The organism is Eikenella sp., assembly GCF_057315495.1.
This window is the reverse complement of record NZ_DBHKXY010000007.1, coordinates 1-14,245: the sequence shown is the minus strand read 5'-3', so window position 1 is coordinate 14,245 and position 14,245 is coordinate 1. Positions and strand designations below refer to the sequence as shown.

Here is a 14,245-nt window from a genome sequence, read left to right as displayed (position 1 = left end):
AAAATCTGCACGAGTTATGGGCAACCTGATTTGGCGGCTAGAGGATTTTCTGACTGCCTTCGAATACTTGGATGCTGTAATCGCACACGCGGGCGATACAGTGGGGCATGGTGAGGGTGAGGGTGTATTGGCCGCTTTGGCGGGCATACCAGCCAAACATGGGGGAGGCATGGGGATCGGTATCGGCGATAAGGGTGCGGCCGTCACGCAGCAGGGTGAGGTCGATGTTGTTGCATTGGCGGCTGCAATCGGCGAAGAAGGTGTAGTGTTTGCCGGCACGCAGGTTGATTTGCTGGGGTTTGGATTCGCCTTGGGACAGGCTGCCGCGGAAATGTTCGTGCAGCCGGGCACGGCGGTCTTCTTTGCGCACGATTTCGCGGTTCATCCGCTGCGCTTGCGGCAGCCAGTTGTCGGGTGCAGCTTGGGCAGCGGCAGACAACAGCAGAATAGACAGAAGCGGGATAAGGCGGCGTGTGGGCATGGTGGCGGGAACTTGCTGAAGTGGAAAATGGCAGGCTACCTGAAAGTGGCAGAGGGTGCGATTGAAAATAGCTATGGGGAAAAGTTGCTTTGGTAAATACTGGTGTTTGTGTGCATTATATTGGTAGAAAAATTCAATAGTATGTATATTTATTATATTTTATGCCAAATTTTGGATTGAATTGCCTGATTCGGAAGAGAGGGTGTTGGATCGTATCAAGACTGTTGGCAAGCCAACGCTGAGAGTGTCTTTGAGCATTCTGTCATAATAAACCGCCCGGGCTATGTGGCTCGGGCGGTTGAACTATGCAAGATTAGCGCATGGGGCGGGTGAAGGTGTCGTATACACGACGGGTACCTTCGAAAGCATGAACAGTGGCTTTACAGCCGTTGGCATCGTCGCAGTCTTTCATGCTCAACACGATGCGGTAGTTGCCGCTGCTGGGAGCTTGGAAGGTGAACAGGGGTTGGTTATCCGGTAGGTTGTCGCCGGCTACACGGGCGCCGTTGGCAGCCATCAGGTTCATGTCCATGTTGTTGCAGCTGTCGTCGCAGTCACCGAAGAAGGTGTAGAACTTACCGGCACGCAGGGTTACGGGCAGGGTGTGGGTACGGCCTTGCTTCAGGGTAACTGGGCGCAAGAACAGCTCGCGGGCAGCGGGGTCGGCTGTGCTGACTACTTCGCGGTTGGTAGCGTGTTCACTTTCGAAGTTGTTGGCCAGGGCGGCAGCAGGGGCTGCCAGAGCGGCGATCAGAGCCAGGGTGGTGAGTTTCTGCATGGTGTCTCCTTATTGGTTGATGAGTTGTGCTACTGGGGAAGTTTCACCAAAGGCTACCTGAAAACGGTTTGGCTGTTTCAGGTAGCCTTGGGGGAAAGATTAGCGAATGATACTACGTTGTGAGTCGGCAAGGAAGTCGCGCAACACGGCCAGCTCGGGCTCGGTTTGGGCGGCTTGGGCAATCTGGTTGCGGGCCTCTTCGTAGGACAGGCCTTGGCGATAGAGGGCTTTGTAGGCGTTTTTCACATTGGTGATCTGTTCGGGCGTGAAGCCGTTGCGGCGCATGCCTTCGCTGTTGATACCGGCGGGCTCGGCGCGGTAGCCGGCGGCCATGAAGTAGGGGGGAACGTCTTTGTGTACGCCGGCGGCGAAGGCGGTCATGGCGTAGTTGCCGATTTGGCAGAATTGGAACACGAGGGTGTAGCCGCCGAGGATGACGTAGTCGCCGATGGTAACGTGGCCGGCTAGGGAGGCGTTGTTGGCGAAGATGGTGTGGCTGCCGATTACGCAGTCGTGGGCGAGGTGGCAGTATGCCATAATCCAGTTGTCGTCGCCGATGCGGGTTTCGCCGATGCCGGTTACGGTGCCGAGGTTGAAGGTGGTGAATTCGCGGATAGTGTTGCCGTTGCCGATAATTAGGCGGGTGGGCTCGCCGCGGTATTTTTTATCTTGCGGAATGGCGCCCAGGCTGGCGAATTGGAAAATGCGGTTGTTTTCGCCGATGGTGGTGTGCCCTTCGATAACGGCGTGCGGGCCGATTTCGCTGCCGGCACCGATTTGCACGTTCGGGCCGATGATGGTGTAGGCGCCGACTTTAACGCTGCTATCGAGCTCGGCTTTGGGGTCGATAATCGCGGTGGGGTGGATTAGGGACATGGTGTTTCCTTATGGCAGCGGGCTTTGTCGGGTGAGGCTACCTGAAAATGGTTCGGTGCTAAATGCGGCGGAGGTTTGGCAGAGGCTACCTGAAAAGGTGTTGGCTAGCTTGCCGGTTTATTTATCTACCGCGCGTTTGGCACACATAATGACGGCTTCGGCGGCGATTTGGCCGTCTACGGTGGCAGTGGCTTTGAATTTGCCGATGTCGCGCTTGTGGGTGATCACGTCCAGATGAATTTGCACTTGGTCGCCGGGCACGACTTGGCGTTTGAAGCGGGCTTCGTCGATGCCAACGAAAAAGTAGATTTCGTTTTCTTTGCGCTCGCCTCGGCTGAGGATGGCAAGCACGCCGGCGGCCTGTGCCATGGCTTCGATAATCAACACGCCCGGCATCACGGGGAAATCGGGGAAGTGGCCTTGGAAAAATGGCTCGTTTACGGAAACGTTTTTAATGGCAGTGAGGCTTTTTTCTTTTTCAAAACCGATCACGCGATCCAGCAGCAGGAAGGGATAGCGGTGCGGCAGCAGGCGTTGCAGGGTGCGCACGTCCAGCGGAAGTTCGATATTTTCGATTTGCATGGGTTATTCCTTGTTTTCGGGATGGTTGATTGTGTTTTCCAGCGTTTTTACGCGGCGGTGCAGTTCGTTGAGCCGGCGCAGGTGCACGGCATTTTTCACCCAGTCGCGGTGGGTTTGCAGCGGATAGGAGCTGGCGTAGTAGTCGGGCTGATTGATGGAGGCGGCCACGAGGGTGCCGCCGCCGATGAAGGTGCGGTCGGCTACGTGGATGTGGCCGACAAACATAGCGGCGCCGCCGATTTGGCAGTAGGCACCGATGTGGGTGCTGCCGGCAATGCCCACGCAGGCGGCGATGGCGGTGTGGGCGCCGATGTGTACGTTGTGGGCGATTTGCACGAGGTTGTCGATTTTCGCGCCCTCGGCGATGACGGTGTCTTCGATTGCACCGCGGTCGATGGTGGTGTTGGCGCCGATTTCCACGTCGTTGCCGATTTCCACGCCGCCCACTTGCGGGATTTTGTACCAATGGTCTTGCGCCCAGGCGTTGCCGAAGCCGTCTGCGCCGATCACGGTGCCGGAGTGGATTTCCACGCGATCGCCGAGGCGGCAGCCGGCATAAACAGTGACATTGGGATGCAGTACGGTATGCTCGCCAAACACGCAGTTGGCTTCCACCACACAGTTGGCCAAAATGCGGCAGCCTTCGCCCAGTACAACACATTCGCCGATGTAAACGTTGGCACCGATTTCGCAGCTGTCGGGCACGATGGCGCTTGCTTCCACCACGGCGCTGGGATGAATGCCGGGATTGGCGGCGGGAGCGGGGTGGAACAGGCGGGCAGTTTGGGCGAAATAGAGTTGCGGGTTGTCGCACACAATCAGATTGCGGCCGGGCAGTTTGTCGGCCAACTTGTGGTGCACAATCAGCGCGCCGGCTTGGCTGGCCAGGGCTTCGTTCAGGTGCTTGGGATGGGAAATAAAGCTGATGTCGCCTTGTTGTGCGGCATGCAGCGGGGCAATGCGGCTGATGGCGATATCTTGCCCGGCAAGCGTGCCGCCCAAGGCGGCGATAATGTGGGAAAGCTGTTTCTGCATTTTAACTTCGGTGAAGTTTCGCTTTCAGGTAGCCTGTTTTGCGGCAGGGAGGCCGGAATTTTCAGGTAGCCTTTATTGGTTGTTGAGAGCGCGAATAACTTGGTCGGTGATATCGAATTTACTGTTTACGTAGATAACGTCTTGGATAATCAAGTCATAGCCGTCGCGCTGTGCCAGCTCGGTAATCACGCGGTTGGCATTTTGCTGCAGGGCAGCGAACTCTTCGTTGCGGCGCAGGTTGTATTCTTCGGTGAGCTGCGCGGCCTGGCGGCGCAAGTCTCTATCCAGAGCAATCAGCTGTTGCTCGATGTTGCGGCGTTCGGTGGCGCTCAGGCGGCTTTGGTCGAGCCGGGTTTTCAGGGCAATGCCCTGATCACGCAGCCGTTGCAAAGCCTGTTGGCGGGCACCGAATTCGTTTTGCAGGGTGGTTTGGATACGCTGCGCCTGGATAGACTGCTGATACACGCGCTCCGTATCGATAAACCCCAGCTTCTGTACGCTGTCGGCAGCAGCGTGCGATGCGAGCAGCACCGCAGCGGCTGTCGCTACCATACGGGGAAGATTAAGCTTCATTATCTGCTTTCTTAGAAAGTCGTACCCAATTGGAATTGGAAACGTTGGATTTGGTCGTTATCCCGCTGCCGCATCGGGTGGGCAAAACTGAATTTCATCGGGCCCAACGGGGAAATCCAAGTCAGCGCCGCACCTACGGAATAGCGCAGCTCGTTGCTGAAAGAAGAACGGTGGTCTTTGCTGTAGTAGCCGTTGGTGCCGTAGGGGTTGCTAGCGCTGTATGCCCCGGTGTTGTAGGTTTTGCCATCCCACACGCTGCCGGCATCGGCAAACACGCTCAGGCGCACGGAGCGCTGGTCTTTCACGCCAGGGAAGGGGAAGAGCAGCTCAGCGGAGGCATAGGCTTTATAGGTGCCGCCGTAATTGACGATATTGCGAGAGTTGCCGTAAATCTCGTACACCTTCGGGCCTAAAGAGCCGCTTTCGTAGCCACGCACGGAGCCCAAGCCGCCACCGTAGAAGTTGTTGAAGAAGGGAACGGAGGAGGTGCCACCGTAGGAGCCGGCATAGCCCACTTCGCCGCCCAGCATCAGGGTGAAGCTCTTGCTTAAGGGGAAGAACCAGCGTTGGTCGTGGGTAAGGATGTAGTATTTCAAATCGCCGCCGGGCAAGCCGAGGTCGGCATTGACGCTGGTGGTGTAGCCGCGGGTCGGCCACAGGGCGTCGTCAGTTTTGTTGCGTCCCCAGCCGATATTGCCTTTGAGAATCCAGTTTTTCTCACCATGCTCTTGGAGGAACTGGCGGTAGCGGTAGGGTTGATAATTTACGTCGCCATGCAGCTTCACATTCAGGTGTTCCACGGCGAGGCCGAAGTTTACGCGGTCATATTCAGTAACCGGTACACCCATGCGCGCACCCAGGCCAATACGAGTGGTTTCGTAGTTGTTGGAACTGGTGCTGGAGCCGGATTTATAGGGCATGAAGCCGCGATAGTAGATATCGTAGCCCAAGCTCACGCCGTCAGGAGTGAAGTAGGGATCGGTAAACGACAACGAGGCAGTATTTTGGGTTTTGCCGCGTGCAATGCGGAAGTTGGCGGATTTGCCGGTGCCAAACAGATTGTCTTGTGCCACGCCGGCAGAGAGTACCAAACCGGTGTCTTGTACCCAACCGGCAGCCACTTCTACCGAGCCGGTAGAGCGTTCTTTCACGGATACATCCACATCCACTTGGTCGGGCGTATCGGGCAGCGGGCGGGTTTCCACTTTCACATCGTCGAAATAACCCAAGAGCTGGATACGGTCTTTAGAACGGTTGAGCTTGGCCGAATCGTAGGGGGCTGCTTCGGTTTGGCGCATTTCGCGGCGGATAACGGCATCACGGGTTTTGTTGTTGCCGGAAATATGGATTTGGTTCACATAGTATTTGCGGCCGGGATTTACCGTTAGCACGAAATCCACGGTGTGATTGGCCTGGTCGGGCTGCGGCTGCACGCCCACTTGAGCCAGCGCATAGCCGGCCTGACCCATACGGTCTTGGATGGCCTGCAGGCTTTCTACCATCTGCGAACGGTTGTAGCGGCGGCCTTCGCGCATTTTCAGCAGGGCTTCCAACTCTTCGCGCGGCACTTCGCGGGTGTCGCCTTCGATGCGCACTTTGCCCCAGCGGTAACGTTCGCCTTCGTGTACTTTAATCCACAGCGTCTGTTCGGTACGGTCGGCGTTGTAGCGCACATCGGCGTCCTGTACCCGGCCTTCAAAGAAGCCTTCGTTTTGATAGAAATCGGTGATGGATTGCAGGTCTTGACGGAATTTTTCGTCGGAGAAACGGTCGTCTTTGGAGAGCCAGCTCAACATACCGTGGCGATCCATCTGCATTTGGCGGCGCAGAGTACGGTTGGAGAAGTGCTGGTTGCCTTCAAAGTCGATTTCTTTGATGTGGGTGGTAGGGCCTTCGTCGATTTTCAGTGTGATGTCCACACGGTTGCGCGAGAGGCGGGAAATCTCTGGGGTGATGGTGGCAGAAAGTTTGCCTTGGTTGGCATATTCCTGCTGCAGGCCGGCTACGGCTTGGTTTAGGATCGCTTGGTTGAATGGCTGCGATTGACCCAGGCCGAAGCTGTCGAGATTTTTCTTGATCGCGTCGCTGGGCAGGGTTTTGCCGCCGGTAACGGTGAGCGTGTTGATGATGGGGCGTTCCACCACGGTTAGCAACACTTGGTTGCCCATGGTTTCCACGCGCACGTCGTCGAACAGGCCGGTGGCATAGAGGTTTCTGATGATTTGTTCGCCTTCGCCATCAGTGAAGGTGCTGCCCACTTTAACCGGCAGGTGGCCAAATACGGTGGAGGGGTCGGTGCGCTGCAGGCCCTCAATGCGGATATCTTGGATGGTAAACGGTGCGGCGGCCAGCGCCCAAGAAGACAATCCGGCTGCAAACAAAGAGAAGGTAAGTTTGTTCAGTTTCATGCTTTATCCCAATAAACGGGTGATATCGTTGAAAAAGGCCAGCAGCATCAGCATCAGCATCAGGGAGAGGCCGAGGCGCAATCCCCACATTTGCACATTGGTGCTAACGGGCTTGCCGCGAATCCATTCGGCGGCATAATACATTAAATGGCCGCCATCTAAAACAGGAATCGGCAGTAAATTCAAAATCCCCAGGCTGATGCTCACTACGGCGAGGAATTCTAAATAATCCTGAATCCCGGCGGAGGCGGTTTTGCCGGCGTAGCTGGCGATGGTGATCGGGCCGGAAATGTGGCTTACGGAAGCCTGGCCGGTGAGCAGGCGGGCAAACAGGCGGCCGGTGAGTGCGGTGTAGGAAGACACGCGCTGCATGCCCATTTCGGCGGCGCCCAGCCAGGTGGGCCGGTAGCGGTAGGTGGAGCGATCCATCCATTGCCGGTCGACTTCAGCTTCAAAACCGGCATAGCCGTAGCGTTCGCCGTTGCGGTCTTCACGACTGTCGGGGCGCAAGGCTAGCTGAAGCGGTTTGCCGCCGCGCAAAATATCGATTGTCAGTTTGTCTTGCGGGTGTTGGCGGATGGTGGTGGTTAAATCCGGCCAAGTGTGTACGATTTGCCCGTTCACGGCCGCCACGCGGTCGCCTTTGCGCAAACCGGAGCGTTCGGCAGGTGAGCCGGGCTGGATAGAGGCGAGAGTGGTGTTCAGGCGCAGGGCGGTGATGCCGAACCAGCCGCCGCGTTTGGCCACGGCTTCCGCTTCCGGCGTGCCGGCGGCATCGATGGTGCGTGTGGTTTGGCTGCCGTTGGCTTCGCGCACGGCTACCTGAACCTTGCCGGCTTCCAAATTCAGGATGATTTCCGATTGTGCGTCGCCCCAAGTGAGCACCTGCTTGCCGTTTACAGCGGTGATGGTGTCGCCCGGCTGAAAGCCTACTTTGGCGGCCAGCGTGTCGGGCATCACCATGCCCACCATCGGGCGCACTTCCTGCACGCCGAAATAGCCGAAGGAGAAGGTGTAGAGCAGCACGGCCAGCGCCAGATTGGTGAGCGGGCCGGCGGCTACCACCAACATGCGTTTGAATGGGTGTTGCTTGTCGAAGGCGTAGGGCAGGTCGGCCTCGACCACATCGCCCTCACGGGTGTCGACCATTTTCACATAGCCGCCCAGCGGAATCGGCGCCAAGCACCATTCGATATTGCGCCAGCGCTTATTGAAAAAAGGCTTGCCGAAGCCCACGGAAAAGCGCAGCACTTTGATGCCGCACCAGCGCGCCACCAGCAAATGCCCCAGCTCGTGCAGGCTGACCAAAATCAGGATGGCAACGATAAACGCGCCGAGTGTGTGCAAAAGAAACAAACAAGAAGCTCCTTGAAGCAGGCGAATCGGAGAAGGCTACCTGAAAAATGGCAGCGAAGGGCCAATCGGTATTTTCAGGTAGCTTCAGCCGCCAATCGGCTGCAGGAAGAAAAACGTAATTGTAATGGAAACAGAGGTTCCCGACAAAGCCTGCACCAATGGTTAAGGCGCCTCATTTCTGCCTGCCGTGTTGGCTTGCCTTGCCGTATTTGCCGCATTATTCATGTGGCTTACTGCCTGGCATGGAAAAGATGTTCAGCGATGCGCCACCTGCCGCACAAACGCTTCTGCAGCGCGTCGGGCGGCGGCATCCAAATCCAGCAGGCCTTCCAGGCTGTGGTGGCTACCTGAAAAATCCAGCTCCAAGCAATGCTGCACCGTGTGTGCGATGTCGGTAAAGCGGATGCGGCCGGCTAAAAAGGCGGCCACGGCGATTTCGTTGGAGGCATTGAGCACGCAGGGCACGCCGCCGCAGGCCTGCATGGCCTGATAGGCTAGCTCCAAGCAGGGGAAACGGCGGTAGTCGGGCGTTTCAAACGTGAGCGCGGAGAGGGCGGCGAAATCCAGCGGCGGCACGCCGGAGGCGATGCGTTCGGGCAGGCCGAGGCAGTAGGCGATGGGCGTGCGCATATCGGGCGTGCCCATTTGCGCCAGCACCGAGCCGTCGGCATAGCGCACCATGCTGTGCACCACGCTTTGCGGGTGGATAACAGTTTCCAGTTTCTCCGGCGGGCAGTTAAACAGCCAGTGTGCTTCAATCAGCTCCAGGCCTTTATTCATCATGGTGGCGCTGTCTACCGAAATTTTGCGCCCCATCTGCCAGTTGGGATGTTTTACTGCCTGTTCGGGCGTGATGGCGGGGAAATCGGCCAAGTCGGTGTGTAGGAAGGGGCCGCCGGAAGCGGTGAGGATGATGGATTGCACGCCGTTATGTTTCAGGCCTTTTTCTGGTGGCAACACTTGGTAGATGGCGTTGTGTTCGCTGTCTACCGGCAGGATGAGGGCGCCGGACTGGGCGGCGGTTTGCATAAAGAGGCTACCTGAAACCACCAGCGTTTCTTTGTTGGCCAGGTAGATGGTTTTGCCGGCGCGGGCGGCGGCCAGCGTGGGCGGCAGGCCGGCGGCGCCGACGATGGCGGCCATCACGCCGTCGGTTTCCGGCGCGGCGGCAATGTCGCACAAGGCTTGTTCGCCGTGCAGCACTTTGGTGTGGCAGCCGGCCGCAGCCAGGTGCGTGCACAGTTCGGCGGCTTGCGCTTCATTGGCGGTTACGGCGTATTGCGGACGGAAGGCAAGGCATTGTTCGGCCAGCTTGGCGGTTTGGCTGTGGCCGCTGAGGGCGAAGATGCGGAAGCGTTCGGGATGGCGGGCAACCACGTCGAGCGTGCTGGTGCCGATGCTGCCGGTGCTGCCGAGGATGGTGAGGAATTGGGTCATGGTTGGTGTGTTTCGGGTAGCTTTTTGTGCTTATAGTGATTCATTTTAAACCAACGTTGCGTTGGCTTGTTGCCTAACTCTGCTTAAACTTAATCCACGGTATGCGGAAGGGCAGGGGCAGATTTATGTGTCAGGTAGCCTTTAATGCCGGCGGCAGGCTACCTGAAAATGTTGGGGGAAACAAGCCGGGTTTGCAAAGGCCTCGGTTTGCTAGGCATGGCGGCTGCGGAGAAATGCCGTTAAGCCGCCCACAATATGCAACGGCAGCGGAAAGGCGGTTTCCGGCTGCCGTTTGGTTTGCTGCTTTAGGAACGATATTGCGTCATCAGTTCGCAGTAGTTTGGGTAGTGTTCTTTGCTCACAAAGCCACGGATCAGGCTCATGGTTTGGTAGATGCCGCGCCGCTTGGCGTTTTCGTCCCAACAGCCGATGTGCTGGGAGTTGTCGAAGTCGAACCAGTATTTGGTGAGCAGCCACACGTTCAGGCCGAGCTCGCGCAGGGCTTCGTCGTCGGCTTCGATGATGCCTTTTTCGCGCAGTTCGATGAAGATTTTCACCAGAAGCGGGGAAATCTTCACGTGGGTGAATTCGTTGTGTTCGCCCAAAAGCTGTTTGCTGCGGACGAGTAGGGTGTTTACGTCGCTGAATAAGAAACGGTATTCCCACAGGATGTCGTACATGCCCTGCAGATATTCGCCCATTTTGGCCATGCTGTCGGGCAGTTCGGTTTCTCGGATGTAGTCGAGCAGTTTGTTGCTGTAGCGCTGGAACAGCTGAACGATGATTTCGTCTTTATTGCGAAAGTGGTAATACAGATTGCCGGGGCTGATGCCGAGGCGCTGGGAGATGTGGTTGGTGCTGATGTTGCGCTCACCCTCCTCATTGAACAGTTGGAGGCTGATGTCGATGATTCGGTTGTAGGTGTTGGGTTTGCCGGGCTTCCTGGGCATGGGTTGTCTCCTTGGCTGCAACGTAAATTCTACCTATGCGAGAGGCTACCTGAAAATGAGATAGCGGAATTTTAATACATTATCGATTATATTGCTTTATGGCTACCGCACTTATTCCCCACGCAGCCTTGCTGCGCTGCCGGCTAGGAGGAAATAAGTGCTGCATTACCTTATTCCAACCACACCGGCTCGGGTTCAAGCCGCACGCCGAAGCGTTGGTAAACGCTGTTTTGCACGTGTTCGGACAAACGGCGGACGTCTTGGGCGCTGGCGCCGCCGAGGTTAATCAGCACCAGGGCTTGTTTTTGGTGTACGGCGACCTGGCCTTCGCGGTGGCCTTTGAGCCCGCATTGGTCGATAAGCCAGCCGGCGGCGAGTTTGGCCCGGCCGACCGGCTGGGGGTATACCGGCAGGGCGGGGTGCTGCGTCTTCAGCGCGGCGGCCTGTTCGGCGGAAACGATGGGATTTTTATAGAAACTGCCGCAGCTGCCGGTTTCGGCGGGGTCGGGCAGCTTGCGGCGGCGGATGCGGCACACGGCTTCGGCCACGATGGCAGCGGTGAGCGGCGCGCCTTGAGCCAGGGTTTCGGCTTCGGCTTGTACGTCGCCATAGTGCAGCTTGGGCTTGAATTCGCTATCCAGTACGAACGTTACCGCCGTAATCACGAAACGGCCGCCGGATTGTTTGAACACGCTGTCGCGATAGGCAAAACGGCAGTCGGCATGGCTGAACGATACCGGTTTGCCGCTGTCTAAATCCCAGGCTTGCACCGTTTCGATACAGCTTTCGGCTTCCACTCCGTAGGCACCGATATTTTGCACCGGCGCAGCGCCCACCGTGCCGGGAATCAGGCTGAGGTTTTCCAGCCCGCTCAAGCCCTGCGCGATGGTGTGCTGCACGAAATCGTGCCAGTTTTCGCCGGCCTGCGCGGTGATGCGCGTTTTGCCGCCGCCGGCCGGCTCGGGCGCGGAAATGCCTTTATTGGCCATGCGCACCACCAGCCCGTCGTAGTCCTTCATCAGCAGGATATTGCTGCCGCCACCCAACCATAGGGTGCGTTCGCGGCGGTATTCGGGCAGTTGGAAAATTTCAGGTAGCCTTTCGGCTGTGTCTAATGTGTAGAGCGCGGCGGCGCGGGCGGGTAGGCCGAAGGTGTTCAGCGCGGTTAAATCGGCATCGTATTGCAGTTTATTCATCGTCTTCATGTTCCAGCATTTCTTGGCTTACTGTTGCCAAACACCACAAGAGGGCAACGGCGGCACAACCCAGCGACAGCACCAATGCCGCCCAGAAGCCGTAAATCCCCATGCTCGTGCCGAAGGCCAGCAGGCAGCCCAATCCGAGGCCGACCACCCAGAAGGCGATGCCGTGAATCACCATCGGCAGTTTGGTTACCTTATAGCCGCGCAAGGCGTAGGAAGCGATACATTGGATGGCGTCGGCCAATTGGAAGGCGGCGGCAAACAGCAGGATGGTGGAGCCGAGGCCGATCACGGCTTGGTCGTCGGTGTAAACGCGCATAATCGGGTAGCGGAACAGCAGGGTGAGCACTGCGGTAACGATAGCTAGGGTTGAGCCACAGGCCAAGGCCACGCCGGAGGCATAACGCGCTTGGAAATAGCGGTTGGCACCGATGGCATAGCCTACGCGCACGGTAACTGCCGCGCCAATGCCCTGCGGAATCACATAAATCAGGCTGGTGATGCTATTTACTACTTGCTGAGCAGCTACGTGGTCTTCGGCATTGCCCGGCAGTTGGGCAATCAGCATCATCATCACGGTGAACAGGCTCACTTCGAGGAAGAAAGACAAGCCAATCGGCACACCCAGCTTGGTAATTTGACGGAAAATCTTGGCACTGGGTTTGGAGAATCGCGCAAAGAGGCCGAAGCGTTGGAAATATTTCTGTTTGGCAATATAAGCCCACAGCGCGGCGGCGTTAAACCAGAACACTAGGGTACTGGCCAGGCCACAGCCCGCACCGCCCAAGGCCGGCATGCCCAAATCGCCGTAAACGAAGATGTGGTTGAGCGGGATGTTTAAAAACAGGCTGATCCAGCTCATCCACATAATGGGTTTGGGTTTGCCCAAGCTGGAAGCGAAAGCATGTAACGCACGGTGGATCATGGCTGCCGGCATGGAAAGGGCAATCAGGCCCACATACAAGGCAAATTGCCGTTTTACTTCGGCATCCAAGTCGAGAAAGCTATTGAAGGGCTGAATCATCAGCCACAGCAGAATCATGCCGATAATGCCCAGCATCAGGCCATACAATATGCCCTGACGGCCCAGTTCGGCCACCTTCTCGACTTCGCCTGCGCCGTGCTCTTGGGCAATCATCGGATTAAGCGCGGTCATGATGCCGAGGAAGGTTATGTAAACAGTAACGAATGCGCTGCTGCCCAGTGCCACGGCAGCCAAATCAGTTTTGCCTGCGCCACCGGCCATTACCGTATCCACGAACCCCAGCCCCACTTGCGCAATCTGCGCCAACAGCATGGGCACCGCCAAAGCGCCCAATTTGGAGGCTTCTTTGCGGAAAACGGCGGGGGAATAACGGTTTAGGTCGAGCAGCATAATCAAAAATAAGAGTGGAACACGGGCGTGATTTTAGCAGAAATGCAACATAAGTTGTAGTAACGCAACACTTGGCGCCTGGGGTTTGTGAAGATATTCCGCAATAGTATGCTTGATTTGTCGAGGAAAATATTTTTCCCTGCTGTGTTGCGGATTTTGTCTGGCAAAATCTGCCCTGATGCTATTTTTAGAGTAGACAAAGTTGGAAAAACATGACAAACGCAGCCGGGTTTCGGCATAAAGGCTACCTGAAAACGCCGGTGCGGCACATTTGGTTTTGACTGTGCTGCGCTTCGTTTTCAGGTAGCCTTTGCGGCGGTAAAGATGAAGATTTAAATAAAGCAACGTTGCTTTTGATTCTGAGGAAGGCAGTTGCCGCCCAATATAAAAGGCACGCCGGAATGGTTTCCGCCGTGCCTTGGCTTTAACTACAGCTTATCGTTGGCCTGCCTGCGAGGTCGGGTTGATTAAGATTTCCACGCGGCGGTTTTGTGCGCGGCCGCTTTCGGTGGAGTTATCGGCCACCGGCGAGCGTGAGCCGTAGCCCACGGTGCTGATGCGGCTGGCAGCCACGCCGCGGCCGGTGAGGTAGCCGGCTACCGAACGGGCGCGGTTTTCAGACAAGGGGTTGTTGATGCGGTCATTGCCGGTGTTGTCGGTGTGGCCGGCCACGGTAATGGTGGTTTCTGGATACTGTGTCAGCACATTGGCCACGGTGTTGAGCGAGTTAACCGCGTCGGGGCTCAGGCTGGCGCTGTTGGTGGCGAAGGTTACGCCGCTGGGCATGGTCAGCTTGATTTGGTCGCCTTGGCGCTGCACTTCCACCGGTGTGTTGGCCAGCTCTTGGCGCAGACGGTTTTCTTGCACGTCCATATAGGCACCCACACCCGCGCCTACCACGCCGCAGCCCAGTGCGGCATTGCGCGCGCCTTTGCTGCCGTGGGTCAGTGCGCCGACCGCGCCGCAGGCTGCCGCGCCGCCGAGGCCGAACAGCGCAGTTTTAGAAATAGTTTGCTGGCCGGTAACCGGGTCGGTAACGCAGCCGTTCAGGGCAAAGGTAGCGGCCAGGGTTAATACTGTTAGACGTTTCATCATAATTGATTTCCTTTTGTGGAAGAGTTTGGTGAAAACAAAAAATTAGGGGCTGACGTAGATTAGCCCTAAATTCCACACCAATCCCGCAAGATTTTTA

General features: G+C 57.1%; 13 protein-coding genes. All 13 read right to left on the bottom strand.

All coding sequences use genetic code 11. The features are described from left to right. Positions 1-37: 37 nt before the first annotated feature. Positions 38-481, bottom strand: coding sequence for a hypothetical protein (locus ACO6EE_RS00710; protein WP_485958617.1), 444 nt, complete (start codon positions 479-481; stop codon positions 38-40). Between the two features lie 313 nt (positions 482-794). Beyond that, complete coding sequence (locus tag ACO6EE_RS00705; RefSeq protein ID WP_064083579.1) at positions 795-1,259, bottom strand: hypothetical protein; 465 nt, start codon at positions 1,257-1,259, stop codon at positions 795-797. 99 nt (positions 1,260-1,358) lie between these two features. Continuing rightward, positions 1,359-2,135 (bottom strand): acyl-ACP--UDP-N-acetylglucosamine O-acyltransferase, encoded by a 777-nt coding sequence (gene lpxA / locus ACO6EE_RS00700; protein ID WP_485958616.1) that lies wholly within the window; start codon positions 2,133-2,135, stop codon positions 1,359-1,361. 117 nt (positions 2,136-2,252) lie between these two features. Then, positions 2,253-2,717 carry a 3-hydroxyacyl-ACP dehydratase FabZ gene (fabZ, locus tag ACO6EE_RS00695; RefSeq protein WP_023887998.1) on the bottom strand — a complete coding sequence of 155 codons (465 nt, stop codon included), beginning with the start codon at positions 2,715-2,717 and terminating at the stop codon, positions 2,253-2,255. Positions 2,718-2,720: 3 nt separating this feature from the next. Continuing rightward, entirely contained in the window at positions 2,721-3,752 is a 1,032-nt protein-coding gene (lpxD, locus tag ACO6EE_RS00690) for a UDP-3-O-(3-hydroxymyristoyl)glucosamine N-acyltransferase (protein ID WP_485958615.1), read from the bottom strand. A gap of 72 nt (positions 3,753-3,824) precedes the next feature. Continuing rightward, positions 3,825-4,304 (bottom strand): OmpH/Skp family outer membrane protein, encoded by a 480-nt coding sequence (locus ACO6EE_RS00685; RefSeq protein ID WP_485958641.1) that lies wholly within the window; start codon positions 4,302-4,304, stop codon positions 3,825-3,827. Between the two features lie 32 nt (positions 4,305-4,336). Beyond that, the gene (gene bamA, locus ACO6EE_RS00680; protein WP_485958614.1) at positions 4,337-6,733 is read right to left on the bottom strand and encodes an outer membrane protein assembly factor BamA; all 2,397 of its coding nucleotides are present in this window, start codon (positions 6,731-6,733) and stop codon (positions 4,337-4,339) included. Between the two features lie 3 nt (positions 6,734-6,736). Continuing rightward, positions 6,737-8,080, bottom strand: a complete 1,344-nt coding sequence (rseP, locus tag ACO6EE_RS00675) for an RIP metalloprotease RseP (RefSeq protein ID WP_485958640.1) — start codon at positions 8,078-8,080, stop codon at positions 6,737-6,739. Positions 8,081-8,344: 264 nt separating this feature from the next. After that, positions 8,345-9,526, bottom strand: a complete 1,182-nt coding sequence (gene ispC, locus ACO6EE_RS00670) for a 1-deoxy-D-xylulose-5-phosphate reductoisomerase (RefSeq protein WP_485958613.1) — start codon at positions 9,524-9,526, stop codon at positions 8,345-8,347. Positions 9,527-9,831: 305 nt separating this feature from the next. Continuing rightward, positions 9,832-10,476: a TetR/AcrR family transcriptional regulator gene (locus ACO6EE_RS00665; RefSeq protein ID WP_485958612.1), complete on the bottom strand. Its 645-nt coding sequence runs from the start codon at positions 10,474-10,476 to the stop codon at positions 9,832-9,834. Between the two features lie 170 nt (positions 10,477-10,646). Next, positions 10,647-11,672 carry a UDP-N-acetylmuramate dehydrogenase gene (gene murB / locus ACO6EE_RS00660; RefSeq protein WP_485958639.1) on the bottom strand — a complete coding sequence of 342 codons (1,026 nt, stop codon included), beginning with the start codon at positions 11,670-11,672 and terminating at the stop codon, positions 10,647-10,649. After that, positions 11,665-13,053, bottom strand: coding sequence for an MATE family efflux transporter (locus tag ACO6EE_RS00655; RefSeq protein ID WP_485958611.1), 1,389 nt, complete (start codon positions 13,051-13,053; stop codon positions 11,665-11,667). The genes murB and ACO6EE_RS00655 overlap by 8 nt, the downstream gene beginning before the upstream one ends. Before the next feature lie 435 nt (positions 13,054-13,488). Next, complete coding sequence (locus ACO6EE_RS00650; protein ID WP_485958610.1) at positions 13,489-14,148, bottom strand: YiaD family glycine zipper/OmpA-like lipoprotein; 660 nt, start codon at positions 14,146-14,148, stop codon at positions 13,489-13,491. Positions 14,149-14,245: the final 97 nt, after the last annotated feature.

Bases quoted from the DNA above. Each gene is read 5' to 3' on its own strand.
- ACO6EE_RS00710 (WP_485958617.1), bottom strand. From the start codon at position 481: ATGCCCACACGCCGCCTTATCCCGCTTCTGTCTATTCTGCTGTTGTCT.
- ACO6EE_RS00705 (WP_064083579.1), bottom strand. From the start codon at position 1,259: ATGCAGAAACTCACCACCCTGGCTCTGATCGCCGCTCTGGCAGCCCCT.
- lpxA (WP_485958616.1), bottom strand. From the start codon at position 2,135: ATGTCCCTAATCCACCCCACCGCGATTATCGACCCCAAAGCCGAGCTC.
- fabZ (WP_023887998.1), bottom strand. From the start codon at position 2,717: ATGCAAATCGAAAATATCGAACTTCCGCTGGACGTGCGCACCCTGCAA.
- lpxD (WP_485958615.1), bottom strand. From the start codon at position 3,752: ATGCAGAAACAGCTTTCCCACATTATCGCCGCCTTGGGCGGCACGCTT.
- ACO6EE_RS00685 (WP_485958641.1), bottom strand. From the start codon at position 4,304: ATGGTAGCGACAGCCGCTGCGGTGCTGCTCGCATCGCACGCTGCTGCC.
- bamA (WP_485958614.1), bottom strand. From the start codon at position 6,733: ATGAAACTGAACAAACTTACCTTCTCTTTGTTTGCAGCCGGATTGTCT.
- ispC (WP_485958613.1), bottom strand. From the start codon at position 9,526: ATGACCCAATTCCTCACCATCCTCGGCAGCACCGGCAGCATCGGCACC.
- ACO6EE_RS00665 (WP_485958612.1), bottom strand. From the start codon at position 10,476: ATGCCCAGGAAGCCCGGCAAACCCAACACCTACAACCGAATCATCGAC.
- murB (WP_485958639.1), bottom strand. From the start codon at position 11,672: ATGAATAAACTGCAATACGATGCCGATTTAACCGCGCTGAACACCTTC.
- ACO6EE_RS00655 (WP_485958611.1), bottom strand. From the start codon at position 13,053: ATGCTGCTCGACCTAAACCGTTATTCCCCCGCCGTTTTCCGCAAAGAA.
- ACO6EE_RS00650 (WP_485958610.1), bottom strand. From the start codon at position 14,148: ATGATGAAACGTCTAACAGTATTAACCCTGGCCGCTACCTTTGCCCTG.